This window comes from Nocardia thailandica NBRC 100428 (genome assembly GCF_000308795.1).
In the GTDB taxonomy this organism is placed as follows: domain Bacteria; phylum Actinomycetota; class Actinomycetes; order Mycobacteriales; family Mycobacteriaceae; genus Nocardia; species Nocardia thailandica.
In genome coordinates, this window is sequence record NZ_BAGK01000122.1 from 1 (window position 1) to 19580 (window position 19580).

The window sequence follows — 19580 nt, forward strand, 5'->3', positions numbered from 1 at the left end:
GGTGGATTACCGCTGGGTGGTCGGCCGGGCTCCGGGCGCGGCGAGGGTTCGGGTGGCTGTTGTCCCGGTCCGTCTGACATGCGAGCTCCTTTGCTCCACCGCTACACCACACCCTGCACGGCGAGATCGACGCCTACACCCTGCCCTCCTGCCAGGGACTCCTCGACACCACCGTGACCACGCTGGCCGCCGAGGGCGGCCGGCACCTGATCGTCGACTTGACCGGCGCCGATTTCGTGTCAGTGCGCGCGATCACGGGTCTGGCCGAGCTGACCACGCAGAGCTGCCGACGCCGGATCAACCTGGCACTGATCGACTCCCGGGCCTACTCGCCGACCGCGTGGATCATCGCCGTGGCCGGGTTGAGCGCGTGGCTGCCCGTCCACGCCGACCTCACCGCGGCACTGACCGCGGCCAAGACAGACACTCCGGACCTCACCGCGGCGACCCTGCCGCGCCCGCGGGCCCGGGTCGGGCCGAACCCGCGCCGGTTTCCTCAGACCCCGACCCTGCGCGCCTGAGCGGCGCCGCGCCGAATCGAGAACACCCGTGTCCGATGCCCCCGAGGACCCCGCGCAGGCTTCGCCCGATCCGGATCCGGAGGAAGATCCGCTGGTGGCCAGGCCCGATCCCGGCCCGCTGCAGTCGTGGTGGGAGGAGATCATGAGCGGCCCACCGCTGTCCGCGGTGCGCGGGCGCCGCGGCGGGCAGCGTGCGAGCGGTCTGGGTTCCCCGGAGGCCGGTGACCGGCTGGCGGGATGAGCCGGGGCGGCGGGTGGCGGCAGGCTGTGGGCTCGCACGGACTCCAGATCGTGAGGACTGCTGCCGCCCAGCGGTTTCCCAGCGGGCCATCCGGCGTGAGCCGGGCACATCGGCCCGGTAGCCCCCCGGTCAGAGGCGGACCAGAGAGGTCTCGCCCGGGGCCGGGAGCCCGATGACCCGAGGTTCGCCCGAATCCCAGGTCACCCCGTATTCGGCGCCCCGCACCGGCTTCGGGCACGGACACGCAGTCCCCGTGCAGGCGCGGGGGAGCTATGGATCTTCGCGGGGCACGGCCGGCGGGGTGACCGCGATCTCGGCTGCTGTGTCGGCCGTGGTGGTGTCGCTCGCCACGGCGGTGGGTGCCGTGATGACGTTCCGCGGCCTCGGCGCGTCGGCGTGTCTATCGGGCACCTTCGCTCAGGCAGCCGGCGTCGGCGGGGAGTGTCTCGCGTACACACTCCGTCCACCGGCGCTGGTCTATCTCATCGCCTGCACCGCCGTCGGCCTCCTGCTCCTGGTGGGCGCTGTTCTGCTCTTCGCCCGCACCACCGCCGGACGTGTTCTCGTCGTGGTTGCGGCGGCGCTCGCCGCGCTCATCGGCGTCGCGACCTCGGTCACCGGTTCGGACTCGCTCACTGCCGTCTTCGGACTCGTCATCGGCCTGACCCCGGCCGCGCTGGCCGTGTTTCCCTTGGTCTGCGCGGCGGCACCAGCAACCGGTCGCTGGATACACGTGGCCAGGCGCTGACCCGGAGATCCCCACGGCCGGAAGGTGTCCGGGCACGAAGCGACCGCCGTCCGGTCGACCGCGCTCGAACAGGCGAGCCGCGCGGGGTCCGGGGTGGGCTACGACGCTTCGGCGGCGAGGCGGCCGGCCGCGAGAGCGCCGGGCGTGATCGGGGGAGGGGCGTGTCGGCGTCGCTGGAGCGGGACGCCTACAGCGGATCGTGGTGGCGGCAGCGGCCGGGGAATACGCGGGTGAGGCTGTGTTCGAGGATGGTCCGGCTCGGCGTGGTTTCGCCGCCGAGGAGGTGCGTCGTCGCCAGTCCCTGGACGGTCGCGAGGAGTTCGGCCGCCGTCAGGTGCTCGTCGGTGGCGGGGTCCACCTCGCCACACGGCTTTCCGTTGCCGATGACGCGTGCGAGTCGGTCGTGCAGGTCGCGGGAGGTGGACACCGCGAGCTCGCGGAGTGCGCTGCTTCGTATCGCCTGGGCGAGGAACTGGGTGCGGATCTCGCATTCGGTGCGGCGTGGCTGGTCGAGGGGCAGCAGTTCGCTGAGTCCGGCGTCGGCCATGCCGCGGATCGAGTGGCCGTGGCGCTCGCCGTGGTCGACGATCTCGGCAATCCGGTGATCGAGTCGCCGCAGGCATTCCGCGTATGCGGCGCCGATCAGCAGGTCCTTGCTCGCGAAGTAGTGCTGGACCAGCCCTACCGAGATGCCGGCACGTGTGGCGACCTTGGCGACGGTGACCGCGTCGAGGCCGTCGTCTCCGGCCACCTGGAGCAGGGCATCGGTGATCTGGGCTCGTCGCAGGTCGTGGTCGGCTGTTCTCGCCATGACAAAACCATATCGCAGTATGGTATTCATAACCGTATGGGAGTACGGTTATTCTGCTCGGTGCTTGCAGCCGTGATGGTCGCCCTCGCCGGCTTGCCCGGGCCCGCCGCCGCGTCCCCGGCGCCGGACGCCTTCGTCCGGGCCGACGGTTTCGTTCGAGATCAGATGCGCCGCTTGGGTGTTCCCGGGATCGCCTACGCGATCCTCGACGGCGGCGGGGTCGTCCATCAGGCCGGGCTCGGAGTCGACGGAAACGGGGCGGCGGTCACCGCCGACACCCCGTTCCTGTGGGGCTCGGTGGCCAAGCCGGTCGCCGCGACGCTCACCGTCGAACTGGCCCGTCAGGGGGTCCTGCGGCTGGACGATCCGGTGCGCACCCACCTCCCGGCGTTCGAACTGGCGGACCGTGACTCCGGCGCGCGGATCACGATCCGCGACCTGCTCCGACACACCAGCGGCCTGCCGTTCGGTGCGGCGCTGCTCGACCGGACCGATGCGGGGCGGCAGCCGGCGGATGTCCTGCCTGCGCTCGCGTCCATCAGGCCGCAGTCGCCGCCGGGAACGACCCATCTCTACAGCAGCCTCAACTACCTCGTGCTCGCCGCCGTGATCGAGGCCGCGACCGGAGCGCCCTACCCCGAGGTCCTTGCCGCGACCGTCGGTCGCGCGCTGCGCATGGACGGCATGGTCACGACCGCCGCGCAGGCGGCGAAGGTGCCACGCGGACACCGGTTCCTCGTGGGCAGGGCGGTCGGCATGAGCACCGGATACGACCCGGCAGGTGCCGCCTATGGATACCTGGGCGGTTCGCTGACCGATCTCGGCAGGTTCGCCGCGGGCCAGCTACGCCCCGAGGACCCCGCGAGCACCGCGCAGTTGCACGCGCCGGCGACACGGGTCGGTCCCGGCAAGCACTATGGATTGGGTTGGCGGATCAGCGATCTCCCCGGCCGGCCGAGGTCGGTGTGGCATTCCGGCACGGTGCCCGGCTATTTCTCGACGGTGATCCTGTTGCCCGATACCGATCAGGCCGTGGTCATGCTGCAGAACGTCTCCGGGTTCTTTCACGAGTCGGCCCTGCTCGCCACCGCGCAGGGCGTCGCGGACCTGCTCGCGAACGAGGAACCCGCCGTCGTGGCGATCGACCCGGCCTACCGGCTGACGGTCGGCACGCTGGCGGGACTCACACTGGCCCTCGCGGTGATCCTCGCGAAGGGTGTGTGGGGTCGCCGTTCGCCGTCGCGTGCTGCCGCCGGGCGTGGCCGCCTGGGTGCCGTCGGCTGGGTCGCCGCAGCCGCCCTGCTCCTCGCGGCCGCCGCGTGGGGCACCCGCGTCGCGTTCGACGTCCCGGCCCGCTACCTGTGGTTGTGGGCGCCGGACCTCGCGGTCCTGTCGTGGACGACTGCCGGATCGGCCGCGGCCATCGCCGCGGTGCGGGTTCGCCGCGCCCTGAGGAGACCACAGGGAGGCCCGTCGATCCGGTGATGAACACACCGACGGCAGAGGGATTCGTAGCCCGGGGTGTGGGTGCCGGACGGTAGCCGAGGCGAGGCTGCGACTCGTCGGCGGGGCCGACCGGGTCTGCCCGTGCCCGTGAGTTAGTGTGAAAAGGTAATGGTATGCGTTTCGAAAACAGTGCTCACCCCTTCTCGGTCGAACGGCGTTCGGCGGGACGGGGACCTGTGGTGACCGTTACCGGCGAGGTCGACATCCATACCGCACCGCGGCTCGGCGACGCCCTGGGAGAGCTCATCGAAGAGGCATCGCCGCACTCGCTCGTGGTGGATCTGACCGGGGTCGAGTTCCTCGACTCCTCGGGGGTCAACGTTCTCCTGCGAACCCACCGACGCGTCGGAGATCTCCGGGTGGTCGCCTCGCCCGCGGTGCGGCGCCCGCTGGAAATCACCGGGCTGACGGCGACCATGAACATCTTCGACGATCTCGAGGCGGCCTTGTCCGCGCTACCGCGATCGTCCGGCGGTCCCGATGACGAGTAGCCCTGGCCGACAAGGGTTTCGGACGATCGCCACCGACACCCACGGACGGTGCTGCACCGAAGGGTTCGGCGGCACCCGCCCTCGGCCGCGCGCGGCCCTGCCCTCGACCGCGGGCACCGGATCGACTCCGCAGGCGGGGGAGATCGTCACCGCACAGTCGGCTTCATGACCGGCGGAGTCCGCGAACCGCGCGATCGGGCTTCGTCGGCAGCCGCGGTGACACACCGACCGGAGTGGACCCGTGCGGCGCACCCGGCTGTCCTGGTCGGGCCGGACTCGGTGGTTCTCGCCCGCAACGAGGCGGCGGCAGCGATGTTCCCCGAGGTGAGTGACGGAGTCACTCTGGCTGCCGGACCGCTGTCGTGGCTGCAGGGACCGCACCGCGCGCTGAGCTCGACACCGCTGACGCCACGATCGGCCCTGACGGCAGGCAGGCTGGGCGATCATGTCATCGATGCCCATCCGACTGCGCTCGGCGACGGTTCCGTCCTCTGGTGGCTGCTCACGGACACCGCGACCGCACTCGAACGCGCAGAACGCGACCTGCGCGAGGCGCAGGAACGCACCGCCTTCCTCGCAGAGGCCGCCGAGATCTTGATGGGTTCGCTCAACCCCCAGCGGTGTATGGAGTCGATCGCGCGCATCGCCGCGGACCGGCTGGGCGATGCTGCTGTGGTCGTCGCGGCCGCCCGTCGCCGCTACCACCCGATCACGCAGTGCGATACCTCCGGAGAGGTGAGGCACTGCGTCGTCGAGCACGATCCGGCCCGGGTTCCCGGCCTGAGCGAGGCGCTGCGCGGCTTTCCGCCGATGCCCGCGCGCTGGATCGATCCCGCCGCAGTGCCGACGTGGCTGCTGCCCGATTCGTGGCGGGGGCCGCTCGGCGCGGTGGCCGTCATCGGCTTGCCCGGGCACGGAGTGCCCGCAGGCGCGCTGATCCTCCTGCACCGGGGCGAGCACGACCTCAGCGAGGCAGAGGAACTCGTAGCCCGTCTGTTCGCGGCGCGAGCGGGCATCGCACTGTCGGCTGCGCAGATGTATGCCGAGCAGACCAGCATCACCGGAATCCTGCTGCGCGAGTTGCTGCCGCCGCAGCTGCATCGGATCCAGGGCGTAGAGCTGGCCGGCGGCTACCGCGCCGCCGAGAACCACGAGGTCATCGGCGGCGACTTCTACGATGTCTATCCTGCCGAGCAGGCGGGGCAGGAGTCGCTGGTTGTCCTCGGTGACGTGTGCGGGAAGGGGCTGGAGGCCGCGATCCTGACCGGCAAGATCCGCAACACGCTGCAAGCGCTCGTGCCGACCGGCAGTGACCACCAGACGATGCTGCGTCTGCTCAACAAGGCACTGCTGGCTTCGCAGCACGACCGGTTCGCCACCCTGGTGCTTGCCTCCATCGTGCACAGTCCCGACCGGATCCGGCTGCGGCTCACCTCCGGCGGGCATCTGCCTCCGCTGGTCGTGCGGGCAGACGGCACCGTCGAAGTGACGCCGACCCAGGGACAGCTGGTCGGCGCACTCCCCGAGATCAGTGCGAGAACGGTCGAAGTCGTCCTCGGGCCGGGAGAAACCTGCCTCCTGTACACCGATGGCATCACCGAAGCCCGCGGCGGCGCGCTGGGCAATGCCATGTTCGGCGAGCAGCGGCTGGCGCAGGCACTGGCCGCCTGCGCGGGCATGCCCGCGGACGCCGTCGTCGAACACCTCCGAATGCTCATCGAACAGTGGGTCGGTGCGAACCAGCGCGATGACATCGCACTGGTCGCCATCACCGTGCCCACCCGCTACGGGAGGGCACGATGACATCGCCGGATTCCCTGGACCGCGAGCGGGACACGCTGTGGGCGAGCGTGCTCGAAATGGACGAGGATCGGGCCCTGGACCTGGTACGCGCGCTGATCGACCACGGCGTCGACGCGGAGACCGTGCTCTTGAAGGTCATCGCGCCGGTCCAGCTCAAGGTCGGCGAGGAGTGGGCGGCCAACCGCATGACCGTCGCGCAGGAACACGCGGCGACGGCGATCAACGACCGGGCCGTCGCCGCCCTGCCCAGGCGATCCGCGACCCCTCGTGCGGCCTCGGGCAGGGTGACCGTCGCCTGCGTGGCCGGCGAGTGGCACGCGTTGCCCGCCAGGCTGCTGGCCGAGGTGCTCAGGATCCGGGGATGGCAGGTCGACTTCCTCGGAGCCCAGCTGCCGACGCACCACCTGATCGCCCACCTGCACAGTCACAACCCGGATGTCGTGGCGCTGTCCGCGTCGTTGGCCACTCGTCTGCCGGACGCCCACGCCACGATCACGGCGTGCCAGGCCACCTCGGTGCCGGTGATCGTCGGCGGGGCCGCCTTCGGCAGGGACGGGCGGTACGCGCGCACGCTCGGTGCCGACGGCTGGGCGCGAGACGCCCCGGACGCTGCGGACCTGCTGGCGACCGGCTTCCCCCGAGCCACGCGACGGCGCTCCGCCGGGCCGGTCGACGGTCTGCCTCACCTGCTCGATCAGGAGTACACGATGGTCAGCACCACGGTGAGCAGCCTGGTCGCCGGGACCATGGCTGGTTTGGAACAGCACTACCCGCCCGTCCGGCAATACCGTGCGGACCACCGCGAACGGACCGCCGAAGACCTCCGGAACATCGTCGAGTTCCTCGCCGCGGCGCTGTATGTCGACGACGATGAGCTCTTCGGCGACTTCATCGCCTGGACCTCCGGGGTGCTCGCCGCCCGCCAGGTGCCGAATCGCGCACTGCTGTCGGCACTCTCGCTGCTCGAGCAGCAACTGACCGACTTTCCCCGGGCGCGGCGGATCCTGGCCGCGTCACGGTCGGTGCTCTGAGCCCACGCGCATTTGCGGGACCGGTCGGTGTGACGCTGCCTTCTTTTTCGGGGGAAGGACGGAATGTGTGGCATGCTGGGTGGCGAGCACGGATTGTTGCAAGTGATTGTCCGGCTCACTACAGGAAGTCATCGAAAAAAGTATGTCTCAAGGCAGTGTGAAGTGGTTTAACGGCGAAAAGGGCTTCGGGTTCATCTTCATCGCGCAGGACGCGGGCGGCCCCGATGTGTTCGTCCACTATTCCGCGATTTCCGGCTCCGGCTTCAAGTCCCTCGACGAGGGCCAGCGGGTCGAGTTCGAGGTCGAGCAGGGCCAGAAGGGTCCGCAGGCCCAGAACGTCCGCGCCATCTAGGAGCAGGCGACTACAGAAACCCGCGCGATCCGCGCGGGTTTCTTGCTTTCCGGGCCCGGCTCCTGCCGGTCCCGGGGCCGAGCGGACCCGGAGCGCGCCGGGGGAAACCGGCGGCGGCGCGGTCGTCGTACGGCGCGCGGTGCCACCGGGATGCGCGAAAATTTCCGGGTGAGCAACGAAGACACCGGACAAGGGCGCGGACATCGGTTGGCGCGCGCGTATCGGCCCGCGGGGGTGGGCACGTTCACGTTCTGGTTCGACTCCGGCCGCTGGGAGTGGTCGCCGGAGGTGTTCCGGATGCACGGCTATGCCCCCGGGGAGGTGGAGCCGACCACCGAACTGCTGCTGTCGCACAAACATCCCGAGGACCGCGACGTGGTGGCCGGGCTGATCACGCGCACGATCGCCGAGGGGCATCCGTTCTCGAGCCGCCATCGTTTCCTCGACACCGCGGGCCGGGTGCACACGGTGATGGTGGTGGCCGACCGGGTCCTCGACGATCGCGGTGACCCGATCGGGACGACCGGCTACTACCTGGACCTGTCCGACACCGTCGACGCCGCAGCCGAGGACGCCGCCGGCGAGGCGATCAGCGACGCGGTGGGCGAGGTGGTGGCCGCGCGGGCGGTGATCGAGCAGGCCAAGGGCGTGCTGATGCACATGTACCGGATCAACGCCGGCCAGGCGTTCAAGGTGCTGGTGTGGCGGTCCCAGGAGACCAACATCAAGCTGCGTGACGTGGCCGCCCGGGTGGTGGCCGACCTGGAGCTGCTGCCCCCGCCGCCACCGGCCACGGTCGCGGCGTTCGACCATCTGCTGCTGACCGGCCACGAACGCATGGATCCCGGCGACGCCGGCTGAACGCCGCCCGGCGCTCTCACGGGGCCGTCACGGGTCACGCTCCTCCGGGCGAAACCGGGTACTCCTGGACTGCGCCGCGCCCATTCCCGAACCGACGCCGTGTCGGACGCCCGGTGTGCAGGTTCATCGGACCCGCCTCGATGCCGCCGCGATCATCTCGTGGGGTGTCCGGGCGGGTCCCCGTCGCTGCGGCGGTCAGGCTCGGCGGCGCCACCGCAGCGTCCCGTAGACGACCGCCGTGCAGGTGACGCCGACGAGCGCGGTCGTCACCCATTGCGACTTGTCCGCGGCGCCTTGCGCGTGCGTGACCCACGCGACCAGAAGCCCGGCCAGCGCCGAACCGATCACGATGGCCACCGCGGTCACCAGATCCGCCATGCGTGTCATCTCAGCCCCCTGAAGTGTGTAGCGCCACGCCCCCACAAGCGCGGTCACCGTCGAGACTACGGCAACCGACCGCAGTGGGCTCGCCGGACCGAGCCGGCCGGGACGCTGGGAACCGTTGGCGCACAACGGGTTCGATGGCCAGCGGCGGTCGGTGGCCGGGCGGGGTCCGGTCACCCGCGATCCCGCGGCCGACCACCGACAACGAGGGGATCTCATCGAGCGCGTCGGCCGAGGGCGGTCGTCTCGCTCGGCGGTCCCGGCCCGGTGCTCAGTCGGGCGGGCTGACGTCGAAACGGACCTCGTGGCGCAGCAGCCGGCTGACCGGAGCGCCGAACATGCGGTGAACGGTCTCGCTGAAGTGCGACGGCGTGGCGAAGCCGGCGTCCAGGGCGCAGCGGGTGAGGTCGTGGCCCTCGGCCATACCGCGCAGGGCGTGGATCATTCTGGCCCACTGCTGATATCGGCGGAAAGTGGTCCCGCACTGCTGGGTGAACAGCCGCAGGAAATGCGACGTGGACAGGCCCAGTCGGGCCGCGACCGCCTCGGCCCGGAACGTGTGCTGGGGGTGCCGCCGGATCGAGGCGGCGACCGCGGCGATCCGCGGATCGACCGGTCGCGTCCGGCCGGCGACGAGCAGGCCGAAGAGCCGGTCCGGGTCGACCTCGGCGTCCGCGCATAGCTCGATCAGTTCGCGTTCGCGACGGTGTCCGAGCCCGAACGGCCCGACGGTGCTGGTCATCTCGGCGGCGATCGCGGCCGCGGAGGAGTCGGCGACGTCGACGAACATCAGCAGGATCGGGTCGTCGCGCGAGTTCACCCGGTGCACCGCTCGCGCCGGGGCCAGCGCGCTGCGGGCCCGGATCTCGCCGTGCGTGGCGGTCTCCAGCACGAACGGCCCGGTCAGCCCCACGCTCAGCACCGCCACCGACGTCGAATGCGGATCGACGCCGAGCTCGAGTCCGAGATAGCCGGCGTGGCCCGGCCGGATCCAGACCAGGGGAGACCGCGCGAGACCGCACGTTTCCGAAAGCGCGCCGCCGCGCTCGCCTGCCACCGTAGCGCTACACCGATCCATCAGGAGGACCCGTCATGCGAGGCAGAATTCCCCGGCGAATGCGGATACTGGCCGCACTCCGGCCCGAACCCGACTGGGACACGATCACCCCGGAAGGTGTCGTCGAACTGCGTGCGGCGCAGGCGAAAGTGCTGCGGTCGCCGCTCGGCGCGGTCGTGGGAGGCAGGGCCGACCGGGGCGCGTCGATCTCGACCCGGTCCCTCGAACTGCCGGGGCGCACGATCGACGTGCGCGTCCACCGGCCGCGTCGCGGCGAGGACGTGCTGCCGTTGATCGTCGCCTTCCACGGTGGCGGACTGATCGTCGGCAACCCGGCACAGGACGACTGGCTGCTGAGCCATCTGGCCGCGCGTTGCGGCGCCGTGGTCGCCTCGGTGGACTACCGGTTGGCGCCCGAACATCCGGTGCCCGCCCCGGTCCACGACGCCTACGATGCGTTCGCCCATCTCGTCGACCGAGCCGAACAGTGGGGTGTCGATCCAGAGCGTGTCGCGGTGCTCGGTTCCAGTGCGGGCGCCACCCTCGCGGCCCTCACCGCGATCGAGGCGGTGGGACGGGGCCGGGCGCTGCGCGCCCAGGTCCTGATCAACCCGCAGCTGGACTGGACCGACGCGACGTTCGCGTATCCGTCGTTCCGCGAGAACGCCGGCGCACCGACCGCGACCCCCGCCAATTGCCGTGCCGCGCAACGGCTCGCCCTGCCGGCCGGGTTCGATCCGGCCGCGATCTCGCCGCTGTGCCACCGCGGCCTCGCCGGGGTCGCGCCCGCCCTGATCGTCTCGGCCGGACTCGACACGCTCGAGGACCACTCGCCCGCCTACGCCGCCCGCCTGCGCGACGCGGGCGTCGAGGTGACGCTGACCCGCCACGCGGAGGCGACCCACGCCTTCCTGAGCATGCCGGGGCTGGTTCCCGCGGCGCGGCCCGCGCGCGCGGAGATCCTCGCCCATCTCGTCGATCGGCTGGCCGGGCGGGCGCGGGTGTCGCGGTGAGCGGTCAGCGCGCGGAGGCATCGGACGGCCAGAGCGCACGCAGGGGACGCAGGCCGTCCTCGACGTACTCGGCGACGGAGCGGTCCTCGCCGTCGAGGAACCACTGCTCGAGGGCGGCCAGGTAGCCGAAGATCAGCGCGTTGGTGGCGACGCGGGCCTGCGCCTCGGTGAATCGGCCGGTCGCGGCGAGCACCGGGGTGAGCCGCTGGCTCGTCCGGTCCGCCGAGGCGTAGGCGGCGCGGCGCACCGAGGGCTCGGTGAAGTGGTAGCGCAGGCTGCGCCGCCACGGGCTCGGGTCGGGCGCGCCCGACGCCGATGCGGCGGGCGCGGATTCGTACTCGCGCACCGAGGCGAGCAGGCTGCCGATGGGGTCGCGCGGGTCGACGACGCGTTCGAGGTCGGCGTCGCTCAGGGTGTCGAACTCGTCGGCGACGATGATGCCCTCCTTGGTGCCGAACAGCCGGTAGACCGTCGACGGGGAGACCTCGGCGGCGGCCGCGATCTCCTCGATGGTCACCGCGGCGAAGCCCTTCTCGTCGAACAGGTCGAGGGCGCGTTCCTGGACGGTGTGCATGGCCTTGAGCCGCCAGCGTTCGCGAAGTCCGGTCATGCCCGGAGGATATCAGAAAGTGACTATCTCCAGACATTGACTGTCTGAAACGAGGATCGTACAGTCACTTGCTACAGACAGTGACTTTCTGAACTGGGGTGTGTGATGACGACAATCGACCGTGTCGACGCCGCGGTGCCGCCCGCGCCGCCGGATACCGGGGGCCTGGCGACGCTCGTGCGTCCCCATGTCCCCGGCTTCGCGGCTGTGGTGATCCTGCAGGTCATCGGCGCTGTCGCGGGGTTGGCGCCGCTGCTGGCGGTGGTGGAGGTGGGGCGGTTGCTGCTGGCGGCGGGCCCGGTCGAGGAGAGCCGGGTGTGGGCGGCGGTCGCGCTCGGCGCGCTCGGGCTGCTCGTGCGCCTCGTGTTCACCGCCGCGTCCTCGGGCCTGGGTCATGTGCTCGACAGCCGGGTCCAGCTGTCGTTCCGGCGCCGCCTGGCGGCCCATCTGGGGCGGGTGCCCATCGGCTGGCTCTCCCGGCGCCGGACCGGCGAGCTGGCCAAGGTGGTCGGCGACGACGTGAGCGCGGTGCATCCGTTCCTCGCGCACGCGCCCGGCGAACTGGTCTCGGCGTTCGTGGTGCCGCTGGTCTCGCTGATCTATCTGCTCACCGTCGACTGGCGGCTCACGGTGATCACGCTGATCCCGGTGGTGCTCGCGGTGGCGCTCGTGCCCCTGCTGATGCTGCCCGCCCGCGAACGCGAACAGCGCGAGTTCGACGCCGCGATGGGCCGCATCGCCGACTCGGTGGTGGAGTTCGTGCAGGGCATCGCGGTGGTCAAGACCTTCGGCGGCGGCGATCGCGCCCATCGCCGATTCCGCGCGGCCACGGAGGAATTCGCCGACACCTTCCTGCGCTGGGTGCGCGGCCTCGCGCCGGTCGCCGCCGGGATGCAGCTCGCGCTCTCGCCGCCGTTCGTGCTGCTGGTCGTGCTCGCCGGCGGGACCTACCTGATCACCAGCGGTGGCCTGGCGCCCGCGGATCTGCTGCCGTTTCTGCTGCTCGGCCTCGGCCTCACCGCGCCGGTGGCGGCGCTCGGCCACGGCTTCGACGACCTGCAGGCGGCCGGTCGCGCGGTCGGGCGGATCCGCGACGTGCTCGCCGTCGCGCCACTGACCGAGCCCGCCCGGCCGGTCCCGCCGAGGGGACACCGGGTGGAACTGCGCGACGTGCGCTTCGGCTACGACCCCGGCCACGAGGTGCTGCGTGGCGTCGACCTCGTGCTCGAGCCGGGCACCGTCACGGCGCTGGTCGGGCCGTCCGGCAGCGGGAAATCCACGCTCGCCCAGCTGCTTCTGCGATTCTTCGATCCCACCGCGGGATCCGTGACCCTCGGTGGCGTCGACCTGCGGGAGATCGGCGGACGGCGGCTCTCTCGGACGGTCTCGTTCGTGTTCCAGGACGTCCGCCTGCTGCACGCCACGGTGGCGGACAACATCGCGCTCGCGGTGCCGCACGCCGACCGCGCGCAGGTGGTCGAGGCGGCGCGGCGGGCCGAGATCCACGACCGGATCCTGGCGCTGCCGCACGGCTACGACACGGTGCTCGGTGAACAGGCCGGGCTGTCCGGCGGTGAGGCGCAACGCCTCGCCCTGGCCCGCGCCCTGCTCGCCGACACTCCGGTCCTGGTGCTCGACGAGGCGACGGCCTTCGCCGACCCGCGCACCGAGCGGGCCCTGCGCCACGCGGTGGCGAGCGGGCGCGGCGATCGCACCGTGCTGATCATCGCCCACCGGCCCGAGACCATCGCCGACGCCGACAGCGTCGTCCTGCTCGACGGCGGTGTGGTCGTCGAGCACGGCGCGCCCGCCCGGCTCTCGGCCGCGGGTGGTCCGTTCGCCGAGTTCTGGCAGACCCATCGAGGAAGCGAGTCGTCATGATCCGCACGTTGCTCCGCGTGCTCGGCCACCGGTACGCCGCTCCGGTCCGCCGTGCGGTGGCGCTGATGAGCGTCGCCGCGGTGGTGGAAGGACTGTCCTATCTCCTGCTCGTCCCGGTGCTGCGGGAACTGTTCGGCGACGAGCCCGCCCGCGCCCGGCCCTGGCTGGTCGCGTTCGGCGCAGGCGTCGCGCTCTACGCCGGCCTGCGCTACGTCGCCGATCTGGCCGGGTTCCGTGCCGGAACGACGCTGCTGCGCGGCACCTATCACCGACTCGGCGACCATCTCGCGCGGCTGCCGATCGGCTGGTACGGGCCGGAGCGGGTCGGTGAGGTGTCGGCGCTCGCCGGCCGCGGCGTGCTGGAGGCGATGGGGGTGATCGCGCATCTGCTGGCGCCGTTCGTCACCGCGACCCTGACCCCCCTGACGATCGTGACCGTCATGGCCGTCTACGACTGGCGGCTCGGGTCGGCCGCGGCGCTGGCCGTCCCGCTCGTCGCGGCGATCCAGGTCTGGTCGGGACGCGCGACCGCCGCGGCCGACGCCGAACGGCACGACCGCGATCAGCGGGCCGCCGGCCGCGTCATCGAATATCTGCAGGCCCAGCCCGTGTTGCGGGCAGGCGGCCGCGCCGCCGAGCGCTTCGACCTGCTCGACGACGCGCTGCGCGGCATCCAGCGCTCGACCCACCGATCGGTGCGGACCGCGCTGCCCGGCATGGTCGCGCTCACGCTCGTCGTGCAGGCGATGTTCACCGGCCTGCTCGCGCTCGGCGTGTACCTGGCGCTCGGTGGCCGCATCGGCGTGGCCGAGGTGCTGGCGATGCTGGTGCTCGCCGCGCGCTGCGCCGAACCGCTGCTCTCGCTGGCCGACCTCGGCGGCAAGATCCGCAGTGCCCGCTGTCAGCTGGACCGCCTCGACGCCCTGCTGCGCACCGAGCCCCTGCCCGAACGCGCCGACCCGATCCGCCCGGACGGCCACGCTCTGGCCTTCGACGCCGTCACCTTCCGGCACGAGAACCGCACGGTGCTCGACGGCGTCACGCTGACCGTGCCGCAGGGCGCGCGCTACGCGATCGTCGGCCCGTCCGGCGCGGGCAAGAGCACGATGCTGCACCTGCTCGCCCGGTTCCACGACGTGCACGCGGGCGCGGTGCGGCTCGGCGGCGTTGACGTCCGCGACATCGACACCGCGACCCTGATGGCGCGGATGGCGATCGTGTTCCAGGACGTGTACCTGTTCGACGGCACGATCGAGGACAACATCCGCCTCGGCAGGCCCGACGCGAGCCCCGCCGAGGTGCGGGCCGCGGCGACCGCCGCCGGGCTCGACGAGGTGGTCCAGCGCCTGCCCGGCGGCTGGGCGGCCGAGGTCGGCGAGGGTGGCGCGCTGCTCTCGGGCGGTGAGCGCCAGCGGGTTTCGATCGCGCGCGCGGTGCTGAAGGACGCCCCGATCGTGCTGCTCGACGAGATCACCTCGGCGCTCGACCCGGCCAACGAGGCCGCCGTGCACGAGGGCATCGAGCGCCTGATGCGTGGCCGCACCGTCGTGATGGTCGCGCACCGGCTGAACACCGTCCGCACCGCCGACCACGTCGTCTTCCTCGACGGGGGACGCATCGCGGAGCAGGGCACGCACGACGAACTGCTCGCCGCCGACGGCAGGTACGCCGAGTTCTGGCACCTCGCCACAGCCCCGGTGCCCGGCGGCTGACGGCCGGTTACTCCGCGCGGCTGCCGGATCGGCCCTCGACCGCTGCCCGCGCGATATCGCGCGGGACCACCCAGAGGGCCTCGGCGGCGGCGCAGAGCTCACCCTCGCGGGTCGAAAGAGCGACGCCCACAGTGTATTTGCGTCCCTCGGAGCGGATCGGCCAGGCGTGCGCAAGGTATTCGGCGCCGGCCAGGACCGGTCGATGGGCGGTGGCGGTGAGCGCGGCCGTCACGGCGCCGCGGGCCATGTCCTGGAACACCCACGCGGCGACGCCGCCGGGACAGTCGAGGGCGGACCAGACGATCTCGGGCGGCAGCTCGCCGTTCGGGTCGGCGAGTCCGTGGTCGGGCGTCCACGCGGCGGCGACGACGGCACCGTCACGCACCGGCCAGGGGAACAGGCGCAACCCGTGGCCGGGAGCGCACTCGACGCCGCACCCGAAGCAGTCGGTCACCGGCCGCGCGGTGCTCGCGAGCGCGGACTCGGTCGCCCGCTTCGCCTCCGACCAGGACGGCGGCGCGGCCACCGCGAGCGGCACGTCGGCGGGCGCGGAACGGGCCAGCACCGTGCCGCTCGCGCCGGACAGCGTCACCTGCCCGGCATCGTCGGCGGTCATCGCGATCGGCGTGCCGATCGGCACCGCGCTGCGGAAGTCGACGCGCACCGGGCCGGCGCCGGATCGGCGGGCGAGCATGCCGGCCACATAGCCGCCGAAGGCCACCTCCGGATAACCGTGCACGTGCTCCGGGATCGTCACCGTCTCGGTCTGGATCATGCTGTGCTCACCCTTCGTGCGGCCGTCGATACCGACGATATCGGCGGCCGCACCAGCGCGGGCCGTCGCGGCACCCTCAGGCGACCAGGCGCGCCAACGTGCCGGTCTGGGCGAGCAGGGCGAAGCGGTCGGGCACGCCCCAGTGTTCGGCGATGCGTCCCTCGGCGTCGAACCGGCAGATGTCGATGACGGTGACCTCGACCGGGTTGCCGGTGGGTGCGCCGCCGAAGAGGCCGCCCTGATGGGTGCCGCGCCCGGTCATCCGCACCCACAGGGTGTCGCCGTCCTCGGTCATGGCGTCGAAGCTGTAGCGCATGTCGGGCACCATCCGGTGCACCTCGCGGATGGCGGCCTTCACCTTCTCCCGCGCCGCGGCGCCGCTGCCGTCGAGCCCGAACTGGTGCTCGACCAGGTCGGGGGCGGTCAGCTCGTCGACGACGGTGTCGTCGCCCTGCTCGAAACCCCGCCGCATGAATTCGATGAATCGTTCGCGGTTGCTCATCCCGCTCACCTCTTCCGGCTGCTCAGCCGAGATATTTGCACCATTTGTGCATTGGATGCAGTAGTACTGCACTGAACACACTGCTAGTGTGATCCCGGTGACCGACGGTGTCAAGACCTACCGCCAGCAGCAGGCGCAGCAGACGCGCGACCGGATCGCCGACGCCGCCCAGCGGCTGTTCGCCGAGCAGGGGTACACCGCCACCAGCATCGACTCCATCGCCGCGGCGGCCGGGGTCGCGGTGCGCACGGTGTACTCGGCGTTCGGCGCCAAGCGCGAGATCCTGTCCGCCATCTGCGAGCGCTGGCTCGAACGCGCCGGGGCGCGCCCGCTGGCGCAGGCGACGCTCGCCATCGCCGACCCGGTCGAGCGGCTGCGCGGCGCCGCGCACTGGTTGCGGACCCTCTACGAATGCGGCTTCGACGTCGTCACGGTCCTCGACGGCGCGATGGGGGAGGACGCGCAGACACGGGAGTTGCTGCGCGCCAAACTCGCCGGGCGCAATCACGTCATGGACCTGTTCGTCGAATCGGTGCGCGACCGGCTGATCATCGAACTGCCCGACGCGCAGGCCATCTACCGCGCGTTCGCCGCGCCCGGGGTGTATCGCGAACTGGTCGTCGAATCAGGCTGGACGCCTGCGGCGTTCGAGGACTGGGTGGCCGAGGCGCTGATCCGTCAGCTGTTCGGTGGCTGAGGCGACACGCGCCGGCGGTGTCGTCGCGGTGGCCGACGTGGGGAGACCGGCGGCCGCCGGTTCCTAGCCGGTCCTCGCGCGTCTCGTGTCGTAGGCCCAGATCGCGATCTCCACGCGGTTGCGGGCGCCGAGCTTGGTCATCAACGAGGCGACGTGGGATTTGACCGTGCTCAGGCCGACGAAGAGTTCGGCGGCGATCTCGGCGTTGGTCCGGCCCCGTGCCACCAGCGCGAGCACCTCCTCCTCGCGCCCGGTGAGCGGATCGAGGGGCTGCGACGGCACCGACGGCGCCTGATCGGCGAAGGTCGCCAGCAGCCGGCGGGTGATGTTGGGGGCGATCATCGCGTCCCCCTCGGCCGCCGCGCGGACGGCAGCCACGAGCAGCTCCGGCCCGGCGTCCTTGAGCAGGAAGCCGCGGGCGCCGGCGCGGAGGGCGCCCAGGACGTACTCGTCGAGGTCGAACGTGGTGATCACGACGACCGCGATCGGGTCGCCGACGTCGGGACCCGCCAGGCGCCGCGTGACCTCGACACCGTCGAGCCCGGGCATCCGGATGTCGACGAGGAGGACATCGGGGCGCAACCGGGTGGCCAGGTCCAGCGCGGCGAGCCCGTCCGCCGCCGTGCCGACGACCTCGAGGTCGGGGTGCGCGTCGAGGATCATCACCAGCCCGGTCCGGACCAGGTCCTGGTCGTCGGCGACGACGACGCGGATGCTCATGCCGCGGCCCCCGCCGGCAGCACCGCTTCGACCACCCAGCCGCCCTCGGGACCCGGCCCCGCACAGAGCGATCCGCCCAGCAGCTGGGCGCGTTCGGCCATGCCGAGCAGGCCGAATCCCGGCGCCGGAATCGGCCCGGGGACGGTCTGTCCGTCGTCGCTGACACGCAGTCGCACCGCAGCGCCCTCCCGGCGTACGACGATCCCGACGCGGGTCGCGCCGCGGGCGTGCCGCACGGCGTTGGTCAGCGATTCCTGCGCGAGCCGGTAGAGCGCGGCGTCCACGGGTCGTGCCAGCCCGGTCGCCGAATCGTCCAGTGACACCTCCACGGTCGGTGCGGCGCCGGCCCGCGCCAGGGCGGGCAGGTCCGCGACACCCCGCCGCGGCGAGTAGGGGGCGGCTTCCTCCTCGCGCAGTACCCGCACCATCGTCCTCATCTCGGCGAGGGTTCGCGACGCTTCCGACTCGATCGCGGCCAGCACCTCGGCGGCCTTCTCCGGCTGGACTCCGGCGACCACGCGACCGGCCTGCGCCTGCACCGCGATGGCCGAGACATGGTGGGCCACGGTGTCGTGCAGCTCGCGCGCCAGCGCGACCCGCTCCTGATTGCGGATCTCGCGCTGCCTGCGCTGCCACAGGTCCGCGCGGGAGCGGAACACCGCCGCGAGCGCGACCACCGACAGCAGGAGGGCGCCGCCGCCGAAGACGTCGGCCGCACCCGCGGCGGTTCCGTACATCCCGACCGCGGCGACGACGGTCACGAACGCCGTCCCCGCGATCACCTCTCGCCCCGAACCCCACCGCACGAGCGAGTAGAGCAGCAGCAGGACGGCCATCATGGAATAGAGCCCGAGGTCCCCGGCGTGCGCGGTCAGCTGCAGGACCGCGAGCAGCCCGGCGACGCCCCACCCGACGAGGACGGCCGCCAGGGGACGGCTCCGCCGCCACAGCAGGGCGGGCACCAGCGCCAGGGCGAGCGCCACGACCAGCGGTCGCCAGGCCAGGCCGGGCCGCACGAGGCCCTCGACCACCACCGTGGCCGCGTACACGCCCACGAGCAGGCGGTCGAGCCGACCGACCGGCGGGGCGTCCGCCGGCCGCGGCTCGTGCCAGAGGGAGCGCCGGACAGTGACCACGGCTTCATCCTAGGGATCGACGGGCCCCGACGGACCGGCCGAAAGTACGAGAGCGGATTCATCCCGTCGGCCGGGCGAACCCGGCCTCGCGGCCGGTGTGCCCGTATGCCCGCCTCGGCGATCGTGGACGGACCGACCTACCGATCCGCACCTACGACGGAGCCCGTGATGCCGACACCCCGATCCCCGCTGGAAGACCAGCCGATGCCCGTGCGCGCCACGCTCGCCGCCACGTGGACGAGCTTCCTGTTCCTGTACGTCTACGTGGACATCCTCAACTTCTTCACCCCCGGAGTCGTCGACGACATCCTCGACGGAAGGGTCTTCGAATTCGCCCTCTCCCAGACGTTTTCGACCACGGCGCTGGCCCTGATGGCCGTTCCGATCCTCATGGTCGTCCTGACGACGACCCTGCCCGCCGGGACGAGCCGCGCCGCGAACCTCGTCGTGGCCTCGCTCTACATCCCGGTGACGGCTTTCAACGCCGCGGGCGAGTCGTGGCTGTTCTTCTACGGTCTCGGGATCGTGCTCGAACTGACCCTGCTGGTCCTGGTCCTGCGCTGTGCCTGGACCTGGCCCCGTTCGGCGCCGTCGCCGACCGGCTCGCGCCGTGGAACCGAGCGGGCCCCCGACCAGCCGGCGGCACCCGGCCGGTGACCCCGCGATGCCGGCTCCTTGCGCGAGGCTGGAGCGGTCCGCGAGCCACCCCGGGCGCGCGTCGGGAGTGC

At 72.0% G+C, this 19580-nt stretch carries 22 protein-coding genes and 1 pseudogene; 14 read left to right on the forward strand and 9 right to left on the reverse strand.

The genetic code is table 11. The features are described from left to right. Nucleotides 1-113: 113 nt before the first annotated feature. From ON36_RS12885 to ON36_RS12895, 3 genes are all read left to right on the forward strand, one after another. Entirely contained in the window at nt 114-521 is a 408-nt protein-coding gene (locus tag ON36_RS12885) for an STAS domain-containing protein (RefSeq protein WP_373281798.1), read from the forward strand. A gap of 28 nt (nt 522-549) precedes the next feature. Further along, nucleotides 550-762, forward strand: coding sequence for a hypothetical protein (locus tag ON36_RS12890; protein WP_043651919.1), 213 nt, complete (start codon nt 550-552; stop codon nt 760-762). Nucleotides 763-1063: 301 nt separating this feature from the next. Beyond that, complete coding sequence (locus tag ON36_RS12895) at nt 1064-1510, forward strand: hypothetical protein (RefSeq protein WP_157224861.1); 447 nt, start codon at nt 1064-1066, stop codon at nt 1508-1510. 187 nt (nt 1511-1697) lie between these two features. Here ON36_RS12895 and ON36_RS36125 read toward each other — a convergent pair whose 3' ends face one another. Then, on the reverse strand, nt 1698-2057 hold the full coding sequence (locus ON36_RS36125) for a TetR family transcriptional regulator C-terminal domain-containing protein (protein ID WP_245558061.1): 360 nt from the start codon (nt 2055-2057) through the stop codon (nt 1698-1700). Between the two features lie 147 nt (nt 2058-2204). Next, nucleotides 2205-2351 (reverse strand): annotated as a pseudogene (locus tag ON36_RS36915) (hypothetical protein); the annotation flags it as partial. Nucleotides 2352-2396: 45 nt separating this feature from the next. On the opposite strand from ON36_RS36915, the gene ON36_RS12905 reads away from it, so the two are divergent. From ON36_RS12905 to ON36_RS12930, 6 genes are all read left to right on the forward strand, one after another. Continuing rightward, a complete protein-coding gene (locus ON36_RS12905; RefSeq protein WP_052313928.1) occupies nt 2397-3806 on the forward strand; it encodes a serine hydrolase domain-containing protein in 1410 nt (469 codons plus the stop codon). A 134-nt stretch (nt 3807-3940) separates the two neighbouring features. After that, on the forward strand, nt 3941-4318 hold the full coding sequence (locus ON36_RS33490; RefSeq protein WP_083885101.1) for an STAS domain-containing protein: 378 nt from the start codon (nt 3941-3943) through the stop codon (nt 4316-4318). Nucleotides 4319-4483: 165 nt separating this feature from the next. Beyond that, entirely contained in the window at nt 4484-6121 is a 1638-nt protein-coding gene (locus tag ON36_RS12915) for a PP2C family protein-serine/threonine phosphatase (RefSeq protein WP_052313929.1), read from the forward strand. After that, a complete protein-coding gene (locus tag ON36_RS12920; protein ID WP_043651931.1) occupies nt 6118-7152 on the forward strand; it encodes a cobalamin B12-binding domain-containing protein in 1035 nt (344 codons plus the stop codon). The genes ON36_RS12915 and ON36_RS12920 overlap by 4 nt, the downstream gene beginning before the upstream one ends. A gap of 142 nt (nt 7153-7294) precedes the next feature. Further along, nucleotides 7295-7504, forward strand: a complete 210-nt coding sequence (locus ON36_RS12925) for a cold-shock protein (RefSeq protein WP_043651934.1) — start codon at nt 7295-7297, stop codon at nt 7502-7504. A gap of 168 nt (nt 7505-7672) precedes the next feature. Beyond that, entirely contained in the window at nt 7673-8365 is a 693-nt protein-coding gene (locus ON36_RS12930; protein ID WP_245558063.1) for a PAS and ANTAR domain-containing protein, read from the forward strand. A gap of 195 nt (nt 8366-8560) precedes the next feature. Here ON36_RS12930 and ON36_RS12935 read toward each other — a convergent pair whose 3' ends face one another. Together ON36_RS12935 and ON36_RS12940 are read right to left on the reverse strand one after the other, a co-directional pair. Beyond that, nucleotides 8561-8752: a hypothetical protein gene (locus tag ON36_RS12935; RefSeq protein ID WP_157224863.1), complete on the reverse strand. Its 192-nt coding sequence runs from the start codon at nt 8750-8752 to the stop codon at nt 8561-8563. A 268-nt stretch (nt 8753-9020) separates the two neighbouring features. Next, nucleotides 9021-9677, reverse strand: a complete 657-nt coding sequence (locus ON36_RS12940) for an AraC family transcriptional regulator (protein WP_169334697.1) — start codon at nt 9675-9677, stop codon at nt 9021-9023. Nucleotides 9678-9865: 188 nt separating this feature from the next. Here ON36_RS12940 and ON36_RS12945 point away from each other — a divergent pair, with 188 nt between their 5' ends. Further along, the gene (locus ON36_RS12945; protein ID WP_085999619.1) at nt 9866-10819 is read left to right on the forward strand and encodes an alpha/beta hydrolase; all 954 of its coding nucleotides are present in this window, start codon (nt 9866-9868) and stop codon (nt 10817-10819) included. Nucleotides 10820-10823: 4 nt separating this feature from the next. Here ON36_RS12945 and ON36_RS12950 read toward each other — a convergent pair whose 3' ends face one another. Beyond that, the gene (locus ON36_RS12950; protein WP_043651948.1) at nt 10824-11429 is read right to left on the reverse strand and encodes a TetR/AcrR family transcriptional regulator; all 606 of its coding nucleotides are present in this window, start codon (nt 11427-11429) and stop codon (nt 10824-10826) included. Nucleotides 11430-11534: 105 nt separating this feature from the next. On the opposite strand from ON36_RS12950, the gene ON36_RS12955 reads away from it, so the two are divergent. Next, on the forward strand, nt 11535-13310 hold the full coding sequence (locus tag ON36_RS12955) for an ABC transporter ATP-binding protein (protein WP_043651951.1): 1776 nt from the start codon (nt 11535-11537) through the stop codon (nt 13308-13310). Then, entirely contained in the window at nt 13307-15022 is a 1716-nt protein-coding gene (locus ON36_RS12960; RefSeq protein WP_043651954.1) for an ABC transporter ATP-binding protein, read from the forward strand. The genes ON36_RS12955 and ON36_RS12960 overlap by 4 nt, the downstream gene beginning before the upstream one ends. A gap of 7 nt (nt 15023-15029) precedes the next feature. On the opposite strand, the gene ON36_RS12965 is transcribed toward ON36_RS12960, so the two are convergent. Further along, on the reverse strand, nt 15030-15797 hold the full coding sequence (locus ON36_RS12965; protein ID WP_052313930.1) for a hotdog fold domain-containing protein: 768 nt from the start codon (nt 15795-15797) through the stop codon (nt 15030-15032). 76 nt (nt 15798-15873) lie between these two features. Then, nucleotides 15874-16299, reverse strand: a complete 426-nt coding sequence (locus tag ON36_RS12970) for an ester cyclase (RefSeq protein WP_043651957.1) — start codon at nt 16297-16299, stop codon at nt 15874-15876. Between the two features lie 97 nt (nt 16300-16396). Here ON36_RS12970 and ON36_RS12975 point away from each other — a divergent pair, with 97 nt between their 5' ends. Then, nucleotides 16397-16996, forward strand: a complete 600-nt coding sequence (locus tag ON36_RS12975) for a TetR/AcrR family transcriptional regulator (protein WP_043651972.1) — start codon at nt 16397-16399, stop codon at nt 16994-16996. 63 nt (nt 16997-17059) lie between these two features. On the opposite strand, the gene ON36_RS12980 is transcribed toward ON36_RS12975, so the two are convergent. Then, nucleotides 17060-17716, reverse strand: coding sequence for a response regulator (locus ON36_RS12980; RefSeq protein WP_043651959.1), 657 nt, complete (start codon nt 17714-17716; stop codon nt 17060-17062). Then, nucleotides 17713-18852 carry a sensor histidine kinase gene (locus ON36_RS12985; RefSeq protein ID WP_043651962.1) on the reverse strand — a complete coding sequence of 380 codons (1140 nt, stop codon included), beginning with the start codon at nt 18850-18852 and terminating at the stop codon, nt 17713-17715. The genes ON36_RS12980 and ON36_RS12985 overlap by 4 nt, the downstream gene beginning before the upstream one ends. 168 nt (nt 18853-19020) lie before the next feature. Here ON36_RS12985 and ON36_RS12990 point away from each other — a divergent pair, with 168 nt between their 5' ends. Then, the gene (locus tag ON36_RS12990; protein ID WP_043651965.1) at nt 19021-19509 is read left to right on the forward strand and encodes a DUF6326 family protein; all 489 of its coding nucleotides are present in this window, start codon (nt 19021-19023) and stop codon (nt 19507-19509) included. Nucleotides 19510-19580 lie beyond the last annotated feature (71 nt).